At 72.8% G+C, this 15,165-nt stretch carries 12 protein-coding genes and 2 pseudogenes; 6 read left to right on the plus strand and 8 right to left on the minus strand.

Annotation, left to right across the window (positions count from 1 at the left end; translation table 11 throughout):
- Nucleotides 1-207 precede the first annotated feature (207 nt).
- Both AC0B61_RS21155 and AC0B61_RS21160 read right to left on the minus strand, forming a co-directional pair.
- Nucleotides 208-834 carry a mycothiol-dependent nitroreductase Rv2466c family protein gene (locus AC0B61_RS21155; protein WP_471742407.1) on the minus strand — a complete coding sequence of 209 codons (627 nt, stop codon included), beginning with the start codon at nt 832-834 and terminating at the stop codon, nt 208-210.
- A gap of 95 nt (nt 835-929) precedes the next feature.
- Nucleotides 930-2,534, minus strand: coding sequence for an alpha/beta hydrolase (locus AC0B61_RS21160; protein ID WP_471742255.1), 1,605 nt, complete (start codon nt 2,532-2,534; stop codon nt 930-932).
- 191 nt (nt 2,535-2,725) lie between these two features.
- Between AC0B61_RS21160 and AC0B61_RS21165 the strand changes: the two are divergent.
- Nucleotides 2,726-2,857 (plus strand): annotated as a pseudogene (locus AC0B61_RS21165) (IS982 family transposase); the annotation flags it as partial.
- 47 nt (nt 2,858-2,904) lie between these two features.
- Here the strand turns inward: AC0B61_RS21165 and AC0B61_RS21170 are convergent.
- The 4 genes and pseudogenes from AC0B61_RS21170 to AC0B61_RS21185 all read right to left on the minus strand — a co-directional run.
- On the minus strand, nt 2,905-4,212 hold the full coding sequence (locus AC0B61_RS21170; RefSeq protein ID WP_471742256.1) for an ATP-grasp domain-containing protein: 1,308 nt from the start codon (nt 4,210-4,212) through the stop codon (nt 2,905-2,907).
- A gap of 509 nt (nt 4,213-4,721) precedes the next feature.
- Complete coding sequence (locus tag AC0B61_RS21175) at nt 4,722-5,432, minus strand: DUF6461 domain-containing protein (protein WP_471742257.1); 711 nt, start codon at nt 5,430-5,432, stop codon at nt 4,722-4,724.
- Between the two features lie 213 nt (nt 5,433-5,645).
- Nucleotides 5,646-6,884: a glycosyltransferase gene (locus AC0B61_RS21180; protein WP_471742258.1), complete on the minus strand. Its 1,239-nt coding sequence runs from the start codon at nt 6,882-6,884 to the stop codon at nt 5,646-5,648.
- A gap of 245 nt (nt 6,885-7,129) precedes the next feature.
- Nucleotides 7,130-7,570: pseudogene (locus AC0B61_RS21185) on the minus strand (cytosine permease); the annotation flags it as partial.
- A gap of 90 nt (nt 7,571-7,660) precedes the next feature.
- Between AC0B61_RS21185 and AC0B61_RS21190 the strand changes: the two are divergent.
- The 4 genes from AC0B61_RS21190 (at nt 7,661) to AC0B61_RS21205 (ending at nt 12,532) form a co-directional block, all read left to right on the plus strand.
- Nucleotides 7,661-9,328, plus strand: coding sequence for an amidohydrolase (locus AC0B61_RS21190; protein ID WP_471742259.1), 1,668 nt, complete (start codon nt 7,661-7,663; stop codon nt 9,326-9,328).
- A 238-nt stretch (nt 9,329-9,566) separates the two neighbouring features.
- Nucleotides 9,567-10,928 carry an erythromycin esterase family protein gene (locus AC0B61_RS21195; RefSeq protein WP_471742260.1) on the plus strand — a complete coding sequence of 454 codons (1,362 nt, stop codon included), beginning with the start codon at nt 9,567-9,569 and terminating at the stop codon, nt 10,926-10,928.
- Nucleotides 10,929-11,029: 101 nt separating this feature from the next.
- The gene (locus tag AC0B61_RS21200; RefSeq protein WP_471742261.1) at nt 11,030-11,932 is read left to right on the plus strand and encodes an Imm49 family immunity protein; all 903 of its coding nucleotides are present in this window, start codon (nt 11,030-11,032) and stop codon (nt 11,930-11,932) included.
- A gap of 105 nt (nt 11,933-12,037) precedes the next feature.
- Nucleotides 12,038-12,532: an HPP family protein gene (locus AC0B61_RS21205; RefSeq protein WP_471742262.1), complete on the plus strand. Its 495-nt coding sequence runs from the start codon at nt 12,038-12,040 to the stop codon at nt 12,530-12,532.
- Between the two features lie 111 nt (nt 12,533-12,643).
- Here the strand turns inward: AC0B61_RS21205 and AC0B61_RS21210 are convergent, their stop codons facing one another.
- Nucleotides 12,644-13,798: an FAD-dependent monooxygenase gene (locus tag AC0B61_RS21210; protein ID WP_471742263.1), complete on the minus strand. Its 1,155-nt coding sequence runs from the start codon at nt 13,796-13,798 to the stop codon at nt 12,644-12,646.
- A 69-nt stretch (nt 13,799-13,867) separates the two neighbouring features.
- Between AC0B61_RS21210 and AC0B61_RS21215 the strand changes: the two genes are divergently transcribed.
- A complete protein-coding gene (locus AC0B61_RS21215) occupies nt 13,868-14,425 on the plus strand; it encodes a TetR/AcrR family transcriptional regulator (RefSeq protein WP_471742264.1) in 558 nt (185 codons plus the stop codon).
- A 59-nt stretch (nt 14,426-14,484) separates the two neighbouring features.
- Here the strand turns inward: AC0B61_RS21215 and AC0B61_RS21220 are convergent, their stop codons facing one another.
- Nucleotides 14,485-15,114 carry an SRPBCC family protein gene (locus AC0B61_RS21220; RefSeq protein ID WP_471742265.1) on the minus strand — a complete coding sequence of 210 codons (630 nt, stop codon included), beginning with the start codon at nt 15,112-15,114 and terminating at the stop codon, nt 14,485-14,487.
- Nucleotides 15,115-15,165: the final 51 nt, after the last annotated feature.

Consider the following 15,165-nt stretch of genomic DNA (forward strand, 5'->3'; position numbering starts at 1 on the left):
CATCAGCGGCGTCGGATCGCCTCCGTCCGTCCGACCGACCGCGCCGAAAACCCGCACCCCACCAGTGTTCGTCATTCCCGCCGGCACCGCGCGCACGGGCCGGACGCCGGGCCCGCCCCTCGCCGCGCTCGTCCGGCCACTCCCCGGATGTGTTCGGCGGGAGCCCGACGTATTCAGTGGTGCCCGGCGGATCCACCGGGCGCGGGTTCAGGAGAAGTCGAGCGAGCCCGTCCGGGTCCGCTTGAGCTCGAAGAACTTCGGGTACCCGGACAGCAGCCGGACGCCCTCGAAGACCCGTACGGCATCCTCGCCACGCGGTATCGCGGTCAGCACCGGGCCGAAGAAGGCGACGCCGTCCACGTGGATGGTCGGCGTGCCGACCTCCTCGCCGACCGGGTCCATGCCCTCGTGGTGGCTCTTGCGCAGCGCGATGTCGTACTCGGTGCTGTTCGCCGCGTCGGCCAGTTCCTCGGGCAGACCGGCCGCGACCAGGGCCTCCCGGATGACGGCGTCGTCGGCGGCCCGGTCCTGGTCGTGCAGGCGGGTGCCCAGCTCGGTGTACAGGTCGCGCAGCACGTGCTGGCCGTGCTTCTCGGCGGCCGCGATGCAGACCCGGACCGGGCCCCAGCCGGTGGTCATCAGGCGCTCGTAACGCTCCGGCAGGTCGGTGCGGCCCTCGTTGAGGACGGACAGGCTCATCACCCGGAAGGTGAGGTCGAGTTCGCGGTGGCGGTCGACCTCCAGGATCCACCGGGAGGTGATCCAGGCGAACGGGCAGATGGGGTCGAAGTAGAAGTCGACCTTGGTGGTCGCCGTCGTGTTGTCAGTCGCAATGTTCGTCACGTTGACGAGACTAGCGGCCGAGTGGCCCATTCCACAGAGCCAATTCGCACCTGTTCCAGTGGGCCACTTCCGGGCGCCCGGGCCCCTCAGCTGCAGGTAGTCCCGTCCGCCGGGACGGTGCCGTCCAGCAGGTAGGCGTCCACGGTCTGCTTCAGGCAGGGGTTGCCGGTGTTGTAGCCGCCGTGGCCCTCGCCCTTCAGGGTGACGGTGACGCCGACTCCCGCGCCGAGTTGCTGCGCCATCGCATGGGCTCCCTCGACCGGGGTGGCCGGGTCGCCGGTGGTGCCGACCACCAGGATCGGGGCCGCGCCGGGGGCGGCGACCTCCGGATGGTCGGCCTTGCCCGGGACGGGCCAGCCGGTGCAGCCGGTCAGGCCCCAGGCGGTGAAGGCGCCGAACACCGGGGAGGCGGCATGGAACTGCGGCAGCTGCTTCTCGACGTCCTGGTCGGAGTAGCGCTGCCGCGCGTCCACACAGCTGATCGCCCGGTTCGCGGCGTTCAGGTTGGTGTAGTGCCCCTGTGCGTCACGCCCGTTCAACCCGTCGGCGAGCTGGAGCAGGGTGGTGCCGGTGCCCTGCTCCATCGCCTCGGTGAGTCCGGCGGCCAGTGCGGGCCAGGTCTCCTGGCTGTACAGGGCGCCCGCGATGCCGGTGACGGCCAGGCTCTCGGTGAGCTGCCGCCCGTCCGCCGTGGGCAGCGGCGACTGCTGCAGCTTCTGCACCAGCGCGGTGACCTTCGCGGTGCCTTCGTCACCGCCCGCGCCGGTCGGGCAGGAGGTGCCGGCCTGGGTGGCACAGGCCTTCATGAAGTCGTCGAGGGCGAGTTGGAAGCCCTGGGCCTGGCCGAGGGCGGACTGCTGCGGGTCCTTGGTCGGATCGACCACCGAGTCCAGCACGAGCCGGCCGACCTCCTGCGGGAACAGGTGCGCGTACACGCCGCCGAGCTGGGTGCCGTAGCTGATGCCGAAGTAGGAGAGTTTCCGGTCGCCCAGCACCTGCCGCATCAGGTCCATGTCCCGCGCGGCGCTCTCGGTGTCGACGTACGGCAGCACCGCGCCGGAGTTGCGCTCGCAGGCGGCGACGAACCCCACGTTGCTGTCGTCCAGTGCCTTCACCGCGAGCGGGGTGTCGGGAGTGCTGTCGACGGCGACGTTGGCGTCGGTCGCCTTGTCGTCCAGGCACGTCACCCCGGCGCTGGCGCCGACCCCGCGGGGATCGAAACTCACCAGGTCGTAGCGGGTGTTGAGGGAGGCGTAGGTCGGCGCGAGGGCGGGGAGGGTGGCCACGCCAGAGGCGCCGGGGCCGCCGAAGTTGAAGAGCAGCGAGCCGATCCGGTGCGGCTCGTCCTTGGCCCGGCTACGGATCAGTGCGAGGTCGATCGTCTTGCCGTCCGGCTTCCCGTGGTCGAGCGGGGCCTTGAGGGTGGCGCACTGCCAGTCGGCGGCCGGCGCGGTGCCGCTGCCCTGGGCGGCGGTGGGAGCGGCGCAGGCGTGCCAGTCCAGCGTCTGGGCGGCCAACCCGGTGGCTGCCGCGGAGGACTCGGAGGACTCGGCGGACGCGGACGAACCGGTGGCCGGAGAGGTCGGCGCGGGCTCGGCGGCGGACACGCCCCCGCCCTGGCAGCCGGTGGCAGCGGTGAGCAGCAGCGCGGTCAAGCCGAGCGATCCGGCGCCGCGGACGACGGTGTGCATGGGGCGGGTCCACCTCTCGGGTCTGCCGGGCACCCGGCGCGCGGCAGGACGGCGTACGCCCGGCGCTCGGCACGGTCGGCGCATCACAGACCCTAGGGGCCGGGAACTGCCGGTGCCTGCCGGAAACCTCCGGACGGGGGGCGTGCGCCGCGGCGACTGCCATCCGCCGACCGGGTGAGCGCTCAACCGGCCGGGCCCACCCGAGGCACCGGTTCCCGTACCTGCCGGAGCAGCCCGGGAACAACAAGAGGATTCGGAAGACGGCCGGGCTAATCCGGCACGTCGTGCGCGAGTTGGCCACGGACACCCCGCTGTGGACCGACGGCGCTTGCCTGCGAGGCGGTGAATATACCCGGCCGGGCGACGCGGCTCACGCCGGGACAGCGGGCTCGCTCGCGATGGTGCGCGCCCAGGCCGCCGCCGTGTCGGCTGCGTGGGCGGCGGCCTGGGCTGGGGTGGGGCCGGTGCAGAAGACGTGCCCGGCCGCCGTCAGGCTGCTCAGTGGGCCGTCGACCACCGTGCCGGGTCGGACCAGCACGATGGCGTCCACCACGCCCGGCAGGGCGCGGATTTCGGCCGTTCCGGCCATGGCGGAGATCCGGCTCCCCGGCACCGCCGGAACGGCAGCCCAGGCCACCGGGCGGCCGGTGTTCCAGGGAATGGACGGGCACAGTCCCTGCGCGAGGTCGGCCAGGAGTGCGGCGACATCGATGCCGTGCTGCAGGCGCAGCAGGTGGGGGATCATGTTCCCGCCCGGCCGCAGACCGATCTCGCCGAGGTACCAGGCTCCGGCGGTGTCCCGCAGGACTTCCACGTGCGCAAAGCCGGTCGCGAGGCCCAGCGCGTCGGCGGCAGCCCGCGCCAACTTCCGCACCTGCCCAGCCTCCTCTCCCTCGGTGTCGTCGATCAGCACCGAGCCGACGGCGGGCGCCGCACCGTCTCCAGCGCCGCTGTCGCCGTATCCGTCGCCGTCCGCCAGCAGCGGTGCCGGGTATCGGCCCGGCAGGCAGTACAGCTCGCGGTCCTCGTGCCGGAGCAGCTCGCAGTGGTACTCGGTCGCGACCGGGACGGCGCGTTCGACCAGGATCCCGCCGGGTGCTCCGGCCAGCCCCCGGGCGACGGCGGAGGCCGCGAAGCCTGCCGGGAGCCCGGCGAGCGGCCCGAAGGCGCCGCGGGCGCGGAGGGCCGCGAGGTGTTCGCGGTTCCGTACGAGGTGGGTGTGCAGGGTGGCGAAGCCGTACCGATGTTTGGCTACGACGGGCCAACCGAGTTCGTCGCCGGCTGCCGCGATGTCCTCCGGGGTGTCCGCGAGCCGGTTGGCCGCCACTGGGACGCCGGCCGCCGCCAGGGCCCGCTTCATGAGGGCCTTGTCGGTCGAGGCAACGGCGGAGGCGAGTTGCTGCCCCGGCAGGCCCAGGAACGCCCGGAGCACGGCCGTGGCACGCAGGCAGCACTCGTCCCCCGTGGAGACCGCTTCGACCCCGAGCGGCTCCAGTTCCCTGGCGAGCGTGGCCAGTCGGGTGTAGTCGTCCCAGTCGTCCACGGTGCGCAGCCAGTACCGGGCGGAGCCGGATCGGTTCGCCGACTCGGCGGCCGGGACGACGGCGAGCACCGTCTCGCCGCGTTCCACGAGCGCGTTCTCCAAGCAGGGGTCGATGGTGGACAGCACCACGTGCATTCCGGATTCCTTCGTTAGTCCTATCGGCATCACACCGTCAAATATGCCGAAAAGAAAGCGAGTTGCCACAGTTCACGGAGACTCCCCGCAAGTATCAGCAGACGAGAGCGGACGCCGTCAATCGGATTCCGATTCGGGGCGATTCCGATGCGCGGGATTCAGCGCAATTCCCTTTTTCTCCGGGCCGGTTGACTCGATTTCCCGGCCCCAGTCCTACCCCCTGCCAATCGGCAGGGCTCTATGGAGATTTCCCCCTCTGGAACCTCCCGATCGGCACATGTGCAATGACCGCCACCGCGCAAGGATGACGGTCATCGAGGCCCCCTCAGCGGGGCCCGGGAAGGAGTTCTGCCATGGCTGTCCGGTCCCTCGCGTTCTCGCTCTCCCCCGCGGCTCCGTCCGTCATCGCCGCCGTCTTCGCCGTCTCCGCCGCGTCCTTGGCCATCACCATCGCGGCTCTGACCGTCACCGCTCTGGTCGGCGCCTTCACCGTCGCGGGCTGCCGCACCTCAGTACGGCACCATCCCCGGGGTGCCCCGCACCGCGTACGCCGGAAGGCGCAGCCCGTCGAGGGCGGCCCGAGGCAGGCTCAGCCCGAAGCGCCGCTCGAAGGCGCCGAGGGTGCGGCGATGGGCGGCCCCGCCGTCTGGGCCGTCGGGGTCGCAGCGGGTGATGCCGTCGGGCTTCAGCACCCTCGCGGCGACCAGGTCAGGCACCAGCAGGTCCGGCTCCTGGCCCCAACGCCAGCGTTCCTCACCGAGGCCGAAGCCGCACAGCACGGCGCCGTCGCGGGCGTAGTCGAGCAGCGCCGGCCGCTGCTCCGGCATCGGGCGGAAGTGCACCACCTCGACTCCGTCACGCGCTATCTCGGTGAGCAGTTCGCCGCCGGTGGAGTCGCCGTACTCGATCGCGAACGACCAGCCACCGCACTCGCCGACCCTGATCACGCCGTCGCCCTCATCGCCGGGGCGGTAGACCTCGATGTCCAGGTCGCGGAGCTCGGTGCCGCTGATCGGTTCCGTCCCGGCGGCCGGGTCGGCGCCCATCCGGCGCGCGAGCTCCTCGGGGCGGATTCCCCGGGCGAAGACCACGCCGCCGACCTCGCCGTCCCCGTCGGGGCCGCCGGGTACGAGGCCGCCGGTGGCCGGCTCACCGATCTCCGCGAGCCACTGGATGCCGTCGCCGTCCTTCCCCGCTCCTTCGCGCGTGCCGTCGGTCATACCGCCCCTCCCCTGGCACCGGCCTGCGGTGGCCGGTGCGCCGGTGGGCACCCTATGCGACGCCGCCGACGGCCGGAGCCCGGTCACCGGGCAGGTGCCGGGACCAGCCCCTCGCGGGCTGCCACGCACCCCCGGCCGACCGGGCGGAGGGTGATCCGGCGGAGGAACTCACCGGGCGCGCATCGCCGTTCGCCCGCCCCGGCGCCCCGTGGCTCACGCGGAGTCTCGCGGCCCCTGCCGGCCGGCCGCCGTCTCGAACAGCAGCTTCGCGGCCACCGTCGCTCCGTCGGTGCGGATGGTCCCGGCCACGGCCCCGGCCCGTGCGCGGGTCTCCGGCGCCAGGGCCGTGGTGAGCGCGGCGTGCAGGGAGTCGACGGTCGGCGCCGGGTCGAGGTGGGCCGCACCGATGCCCAGTTCGGCGACGCGGGAAGCCCAGTACGGCTGGTCCGCGATCCGGGGCACGACCGCCTGGGGCGCGCCGGCCCGGGCCGCGGTCGTCGTGGTGCCCGCGCCGCCGTGGTGGACGACGGCGGCCACCCGGCGGAACAGCGCCTGCTGGTTGACCTCGCCGACGACGTGGCAGTCATCCCGGTCGTCGATCGGGGCCAGGTCGGCCCAGCCCCGAGCGAGGACGACCCGGCGCCCGAGCGCGCGGCACGCTTCGACCGCCACCCGGGCGATGCCCTGCGGGGCGTGCGCGGCCATGCTGCCGAAGCCCACGTAGACGGGTGGCTCTCCGGCGCCCAGGAACGCCTCCAGGTCGTCCGGGAGCGGGCGCTCGTCGGGCAGGATCCACGCCCCGGTCTGCACCGGGTCGAGTTCCGTCAGGCCCTGCGACGGGCACAGCGTGGGGTCCGCCGCCAGCCACGGCCGATCGGTGAGGACGTGGTCCCGGACGTTGTCCACCGGCGGCAGCCCGATCGCCGCCCGATGGCGGTTGAGCGCCTCGCCGTACAGGGCGTTCACCCGCTGGGCGTCCTGCTCCCACAGCACCCGGTGGTCGGTCTCGCCCTGCGGGGACGGCGTGCCGGGCCGCGCCCCGGGGCGGAAGTGCCTCGACGGCAGTCCCAAGGTGTGGAAGCACGCGAGCACATAGGGGATGCCGAGGTGCTCGGCCACGTCCGGCGCACCGGCCGGCATCAGGCCGGTGGCCAGCAGCACGTCGCATCCCTCGGCCGCCGCCGTGAGCGTGTCGAACCGCGCGGCGACCAGTTCGGGGGCCAGCCGGAACGCGTCCTGCGCGGTCGGCGGCTTCGGACCGGCGACCACCGAGCGCACCGTCGGTCCGAGCGGCACCAGCGGCACGCCGACCCGCGCCAGCAGGGTCGCGAACTCCTCGTCGGGCGGCGCGCAGACCCGCACCTCGGCGCCGAGCCCCCGCAGCGTCACCGCCAGTCCCGCCAGCGGTTCGACGTCTCCCCGCGATCCCCATGTCGTCAACAACGCACGCACTTTGCGCCTCCCGTTTCCGCAGGTCATGGCTTCAGGCCGTCGATTCTGCGGGACGACCGGGGCCTTGCCGCAAGCCCCCGGGTGGGCTATAGCTTGGAAGTGGCAGGGTGTGCGATCTCCTTGCCGTTTCCCTTTCGGCCACCCCGGCCGTCCTCACACCCGGCCGTCCGCCGCCCCGACGGTCCTCCGCGCACGGCTGCAGCTCATGGCGACGGCACACCGCGACGGCCAGCCCCCGGCTCAGCTCACGCGCGGCGGCGCATCAGCAGTGCGTAGACGGCCGCCGCCGCGGCCATGCCGACCGGCAGCGCCAGGTCCAGTCCGGTCAGCGCTGCCACCGGACCGGTGTAGACGGTGTCCACGCACAGGGCCGCGCCCACCACGCCGGCGGTGAGGGCGAGGGCGCCGGCGGGGTTGACTCCGGCGCGGTACCAGAAGGGGCTTCCCGGCGTTTCGTCGCCCAGGGCGTGGCCGTCGTAGCGGTTGCGGCGCAGCAGGATGTCGGTGGCGTAGATCGCGGTGCTGGGGCCGAGGAGGACGACGGTCAACTGGAGGACGTTGCTGACGGTGTCGAGGAAGTTGGAGACGAGCAGCGCGTAAAGGGTCAGCGCGACCGCGACGGCGCCGTCCACCAGCACGCTGACGGTGCGGCGGATACGGATGCCGACGGCTTGGAGGGCGAGCCCGCCGAGCCGTCCTGACCCCACCGGCCCCCACCGGCCCCCGCCCCACCGGATCCCCCGACACCCCCACCCCGCACCACCGTTGGAGCCGAAGTGCGTACTTCCCTGGTCCTCCTCTCCGCCCGCCTACTCGACCCCGCCTCCGGCGGCTTCCTGCCGCAGACCGCCGTCGCGGTCGTGGACGGCCGGATCGCCGCGCTCGGTGACGACCGCGCGATCCGAGAACTCGCCGATCCCGCGACCACGGTGATCGACCTCAAGGGCGCCGTGGTCACCCCCGGCCTGGTGGACGGCCACCTGCACCCGGTCACCGGCGCCGAGCTCACCCACGGCCTGGACCTCTCCGGCTGCACCGACCTGGACGCCGTCCGTGCCGCCCTCGCCGCCGAGGTCCGCCGTCTCTCCCCCGGCGCCTGGCTGCACGCCTGGGGCCTGGATCCGAACGTCTTCGGCGACCGTCCGGTGGCGCCCGCCACGCTCGGTCCCGTCCTCGACGGCGTCCCGGCTCTGCTCCAGCTCTTCGACGCTCACTCCATGCTCGCCAGTCCGCGCGCCCTGGAGGCAGCCGGGGTGGACGGCCCGCACCCCTTCGACCAGGCCGCCGAGGTGGTCTGCGACGCCGACGGGCGCCCGACCGGCCTGCTGCTGGAAGACGCCGCCTGCGAGCTGGTGGAGCGCGCCGCTCCACAGCCCACCCGCGCCGAACGCCGCGAACGCCTCGCCGCCACACTGCGCGCCATGGCCGCCACCGGCCTCACCGGCGGCCACGCGATGGACGCCAACGGTGACAGCCTCGACCTCTACGCTGAACTGGACGAGGCCGGCGAACTGCCGCTGCGCCTGCGGGTCGCCCCCTGGTGCCAGCCAGGCGTGGACGCGGACGGGCTGCGCGCGCTGATCGGGCACCAGGGTCGAGGCGGGCGGCTCTGGCGGGTGGACGGCGTCAAGCTGTTCATGGACGGCACCATCGACAACGGCACCGCCTGGCTGGAGCATCCGGACTGCCACGGTGAGTCCACCCACGCCTTCTGGCCGGACCCGGCGCACTACACCCACGTCATCGAGGAGCTGCACCGGGCCGGGGTGCCGACCGCCACCCACGCGATCGGCGACGCCGCCGTCCGGCACGCGCTCGACTCGATCGAGAAGGCGTCGGGCGCGAACGGGTCGGGGGGCAACGCACCGGGGAGCAACGCACCGGGCGGAGGCAGCACCGCCGTCCGGCACCGGATCGAGCACATCGAGACCGTCCCCGACGAGGTCGTCCGGCGCTTCGCCGAACTGGGCGTCATCGCCTCCATGCAGCCCACCCACTGCTGCGACTTCACCCGGGCCGACCACACCGACAACTGGTCCCGCCGCCTCGGCGAGGAGCGGGCCGGTCGCGCCTGGCGCTGCCGGGACCTGTGGGACGCGGGTGCCACCGTCGTCCTCGGCTCGGACTGGCCGATCGCCCCCTACCCCCCGCTGGGCGTCATGGCGGGCGCCCGCCACCGCCGCCCCACCCGCGACCTCGGCCGCCCCCCGCACAACCCCGACCAGGCGCTCACCGCCCTGGAGGCACTTGTGGCGATGACCGTCAACGCCGCCCACGCGGCCGGCGAGGAGCAGTCGGCGGGCCGGATCGCGGTCGGCCACCGAGCGGACCTCACCATCCTGGCCGCCGACCCGCTCACCACCCCGGCCACCGAACTGGCGGACCTGCCCGTCCTGCTCACGGTCCTGGACGATCGGCCCACCCACCGGGCCGACTCCCTCTGACGACCGCACGGCCCACGCCGAACGACCAGCTACCGACGTACGCCCCACGCCGCGCCCGAACGCCGGTCGGCCCCGCCCCGCACCCCGAACGGCGGCGCGGGGCCGTCCGGGGGTTATCCCCCTGCTCAACGCGGCGGACTTCCCCAGCGCGCCGAAGCCCCTCGATCATCGACGATTCCTCTACCGGCGTTCGCCGGCGGACGAATTGAAACAACCTCCGATTCGAGGGCAGTCGAGAATGACCGTACGCACCACCCGCATCGGCCGCCGCTCCCTTCTGGCCGCCACGGCGGCCGTCGCGACCACCATCCTGCTCGCCCCGGCAGCGGTCGCGGATCAGCACAGCGACGCGACGACCAGCCAAATACCGTGCATCGTGCGCGAACTGGATTCCATCGCCCACCCGCTGCGGTCCACCGACCCGGGCGGCCGGACCACCGACCTCGACGCGCTGGGCGCGATGATCGGCGACGCCAAGGTGGTGGGACTCGGCGAAGCCACGCACGGCACCCACGAGTTCTTCACCATGAAGCAGCGCGTCCTGCGCTACCTCGTCGCGGAGAAGGGATTCACGGCCTTCACGCTGGAGACCAGTTGGTCGTCCGGGCTGCGGATCGACGACTACGTCCAGGGCCGCACCGGGGGCGACGCCAGGCAGCTCGTCAGGGAGACGATGGCAGGATCCCCTTGGGAGCGCCAGGAGTTCGCCGACCTCATCGACTGGATGCGCGCCTACAACCGCGAACACCCGCAGCACCCGGCCCACTTCGTCGGCGACGACATGGGCCTCCCCGGGCTCGGCGACCCGCTCTTCGACCGGGTGACCTCCTACGTACGGGAGGCCGCCCCGCAGTCGCTGCCGCGCCTGGAGCAGCTGTACGCCGGGCTGCGCCCGTTCGACGACGCCATCAGCTACCTGACCACGAAGCCGCTCGCCGACCGGCGGCGCGACGCCGACGTGGCGCAGCAGACGCTGGAGTTGGTGACCGCCGCCCGGGGCGACGGCGGCGAGGCCTACGCGTGGGCACTGCAGAACGCCCGGAACATCGCCCAGACCTTCGCCTTCACCGCCATGAACCTCAATGATCCGGCGGACATGGCGGAGAAGCAGAACCTCCGCGACCGGGCGATGACGGACAACACCCTCTGGTGGCAACGCCGCACCGGCGGCAAGGTGCTGCTCTCGGCGCACAACGGCCATGTCGGCTACCGTTCCACCGACCCGAAGCTGTATCCGAAGACCCAGGGGTCCTACCTGCGGGACGCCCTCGGCACCGACTACCGCGCCATCGGTTTCACCTTCGACCAGGGCTCCTTCCTCACCAAGGACGCCCCTCTTGCGGCCGACTGGAAGAAGGTCACGGTGCCGCCGGCCACCCCCGGCATGAACGAGTACACCCTCGACCAGGTCCGCCACCGCGACTACTACGTCGACCTGCGCTCCGCCCCGTCGGCCGCCCGCGCCTGGCTGGACACCGCCCACCCGACCTACGACGCCGGGACGGTGTTCCGGAACGACCCACTGCCGCCCCTGGCGATCGGCGCGGCCTACGACGTCCTCGTCCACCTGCACCGGACCAGCGAGGACCGGGTCCTCTGAGCGTTGTCGGTGGCCACTGCTAGCGTGCCTCTCGTCAGCACAAGATCGCGGCATGAATGACCGCGTCACCGACGGGGAGGCAGCAGCAAGTGGTGGAAGTGATGTGCCACGCAGTGGTCCACGAGCGGATCAGTGCCGCGATGGCGGACGTTCGCGGCCGGGCCTTCGCACACTGGTACGCGATCGAGGACGAGCTGACCATCGCGTCCGTCCGTGCGATGGGCGACGAACTGCTCGACTACGTCGGCGCCCTCAGCCTGGAGGATCCGGCGCTCACCGGCGCGGAGGCCCGCGCGGCCATGGCGGCGGCGGCCGAGTGCGTCCACGGCGTGCTGCAGCTCGGCTGCTTCCCCCGGGGCGACTTCGAGGTGCCCTTCCCGTACATCGGCGAGACGTTGGACAGCGGACGGATCCGCTTCGGCGCCACCGTGGACTTCGCGCCGAAGGCCGGCACCTGGGTGGAGGCCTTCGCCATGTGCGTGATCAGCGGCCTGCTGTGGGACCGCCACCGGATGTTCGGCCCGCTCCTGGTGAACGACTACGCGCCCTCGGTCCGCGACCGACTGCCGTGGTCGGACCGGACGTCCGTGTCCGACCCGGTGAGCCTCGCCGAGATGGACGCGCTCTGCGGCTACCTCCACCTCGTGAAGACGGACAGGTCGCCGTGGGTCGCTCCTGGCCCCGAACCGCTGCGCAAGCCGGACGCCGACGAGCGCGCGGCCGCCGCCCGGGCCCTGGACGCCGCAGCCGAGGCGTGGGGGGCGGGGTTGAGCCCGGACCAACTGCTGCTGCGGGTCCTGTTGGACGACGACCAGGCGGCCTTCGAGGAGGCGCTCGTCGCCCGCCTCGACCGGCACCGTGACAGCATGCCCGCGACGGCCGAGCCCCGCACCCTGCTCCCGGTCGTCACGATCGCCCTCGCCACGCTCGCCGTCCGGGCCCACGGGTGGGAGCTGGGCATAACCTCCGGCTACCTCCCGGCCACGCTGGTCGATCCGCGCTGATCGGGCCCCCGGACGAGGGTGTCCAGCAGGCGAAACGTCCCACCTTTCTCTGAACAATCTGTTTATCATCTCCGGATCCCCGTCCCCCATCCGGAGCACCCGCGCATGCCCACGCCCCCGTCCGCCACCGCCGCGCCCAGACCACACCCGCTGCACGTCCTGCGGGCCACCGTCTTCGCCATCGGCACCCTGCTCCTTCTGGTCGCGGTCGGCGTGCTGCTCCACCAACCGCTGCTGATCCCGCCGCTCGCGGCCAGCGCAGCCCTGGTGCACGGCGCACCCAGCCTGCCGATCTCGCAGCCGCGCAATCTGGTCGGTGGTCAGCTGATGTCGGCGGTGATCGGCTTCGCCACCCTCGCCGTCACCGGCAGCACCGCCTGGGGCGCGGCCATCGCCGCCGGGCTCTCGCTCGGCGCGATGATGCTCACCCACCTCTCGCACTCCCCGGCGGTGGCCACCTCCGTCATCGTGGTCCTGCAGGCGCCGCACCCCGCCCCCTTCCTTCCCCTGCTCGCGTTGGCCACCGGTCTCCTGGTGGCAATCGGCTTGCTGCCCGGCCGGATCGGCGGGCATCCGGTCCGCTACCCGCTCTCCTGGTGAGCGCCGCCGGCCCGGCGCCGCAACCGCAACCGCATCGGCAGCGGCAGCGGCAGCGGTTCTGAAACGATCAGCAACGATCGGCAATGGCGCGTCGGTGCGACACGAGCCGGGTCAGTTCAGCTGGGGCGGAACCCAGGCGTGGTGACGAAGGATCATGCGTGCCGCGGCGCGGGAGGGGGTCAGCCGCATCGCCGTGTTGCGCAGGGCGACGGCCAGCGGGTGGGAGAGCTGCTGGCCCATCCGCCCGGCCTGCCGCGCGGCCCGCGCGACCCTCTGGCTGCGTGGCCGGCGCTCGGCGTCATAGCGGGTGAGCGCCGCATCGACGGTGGGCCCGGCGGCGAGCGCGGCGGCCAGGGTGACGGCGTCCTCCAGCGCCTGGCAGGCTCCCTGTCCGAGGTTGGGGGTCATCGCGTGAGCCGCGTCGCCGAGCAGCGCGACTCGGCCGACCGTGAACGAGGGCAGTGGCGTACGGAGTTCGTTGACGTCGTGGTGCAACACGGCGGCGGGCCGGCTCGCGTCGAGTAGCGCGGGGATCGGGTCGTGCCAGGTGTGGAATCGCCGCCGCAGCTCGGCCAGCGGGTCGGCGAACCGTGTCCCGGCGGGGAGGCTGAGGACCGCGTGCCACTCGGCCCGCCCGTCCTGCAGCGCGATGTGCCCGAACTCGGCCCCGTCGCCCCAGGTCAGCTCGAAGTCGGTGCGCAGGTCGACCGGCTGCTCGGTAATCGCGCGCAGCACAGTCGAGCCGCTGTGGACCGGGCCGGGGTGGGCGGGGAAGAGGAGTCGGCGCACTTTGCTGCCGATGCCGTCGGCCGCCACCACCACGTCGGCATTCAGGGCCCTGCCGCCGCAGCTCACTCGCACCGTCCCTGGGTCGATCTGCTCGACCGCGGCCTCCGAGCCGATCAACAGGGCTTCGGCGGGCAGGGATTCGCGCAGCAGCCGGTGGAGGGTGGAGCGGGGGATGCCCATGATCGGCGCACCCACCGCCTCCTCCAGCACCGCGCCGTCCAGGCGGGTCAGCCAACCGCCCCGCGGTGTGCGGGTGCCGCCGCTGTACTGGCCTCGCGCCGCGTCCCGTACTGCCGAGCCGACGCCGAGTTCGTCCAGGGCCCGCAGGCCGTTGGCGGCCAGTGAGATGCCCGCCCCCGCGTCCTCGAGCGAGGGCGCGCGTTCGACGACCGTCACCTCCCACCCGATGCGGCGCAGACCGACAGCGGCGGCCAGTCCGCCGATGCCCCCTCCGACCACCACTGCCGTGCCACCCATACCGAACCCACCTTTCTACACCTGTAGAAGAATGAGGGTATCCGAAGCTCTACAGGTGTAGAAAGGGGTATGGCTTCCGATCGGCGCACCCTCCTCGCGGACGCGGCTCTCGACGTACTCGCCGACGAAGGGATCCGCGGTCTGACCCACCGGGCGGTCGACCGTAGAGCCGCCCTTCCACCCGGCACCACCTCCGCCTACTTCCGCACCCGGGCCGCGCTCCTCACCGGACTCGTCACCCACCTCGTCCGACTCGACCAGGCGGAACTGCAGACGATGGCCGAAGCGCTACCGCCCCTGCGCACCACCGAGGAACTGGTGGCCGGCATGGCCCTGCTCACCCGACAGCGGCTCACCGGCGAGGGCCGCCGCCGCTCGCTCGCCCGCTACGCCTGCACCGTCGAGAGCGTGCGCGACCCCGAGCTGCGCGAGATCCTCGTCCCTCGCGAGAACGCCGGCCGCGAGGCCATCCGGCTGTTCCTCGCCGCGCACGGCGTGACGGACGTCGAGAATCGCGCCCACATCCTGCTGACCTGCCTCGACGGACTGGTCTTCGACCGGCTGGTGAACGGCGGCGACGTACCGCGCGACGCCCTCGAAGGCCTCATCGCCGCCGCCCTGCGTTAGAAGCCGACGGCCACGGTCCTACCCAAAAGGACCGTGGCCGTCGGCTGTCCAGCGTGGACCTAGAGTCCTTGTTCCGCCAGGGACTTGATGCCTTCGAGGGTGGCCGTCATGCCGGTGCGCAGCTCGCCCAGGCGGAATTCGACGATCTTTTCCTCGTACGCCGGCTTGGCGTCGATGGCGAGGGTGACGCCGCTGCGGCCGGGGCCGATCACCACCGACTGGCGCAGCCGGGTGCCGCCGTCCTCGGGGGTGAGGTCGAAGCGCCACCGGGCCAGCGAGCCGGCCAGGTCGGAGACCGGCTCGCCGTAGCGGCCGTCCACGTCCATGACGGCCCAGGCGAAGGCGCGGGGACCGGTCGGCCCTGCGGATCCGGTCAGGTCGGCGCCCCCGACCGAATCAGCCGAATCAGCCCGCTCGGTCACCTCGGTCAGCTCGGTCACCTCGGTCACCCCGGTCAGCTCGGTCACCTCGGAGACCGTCCGCCAGTCGGGCATTGTCGCTCGACGGTTGTGGCCCTCGAAGCGGGCGCCCGGCGCGGGGCGGTCCGCGCCGTCCAGCCAGGCGACGCGCTGGAGCTCCGGGCTGAACCGGGCGGGCAGGGAGATGTCGGTGACCAGCTCCCACACTCGCTCCGCCGGCGCCCGGACGAACACCTCGCACTGTGTACTCGGACCGTCGGCGTACCGCATGTCCGCTCCCCCTCCTGTTGCACGTGACGCGTCTGGTGAATCGATCGAATC

It is taken from the genome of Kitasatospora sp. NPDC023385, assembly GCF_055664045.1.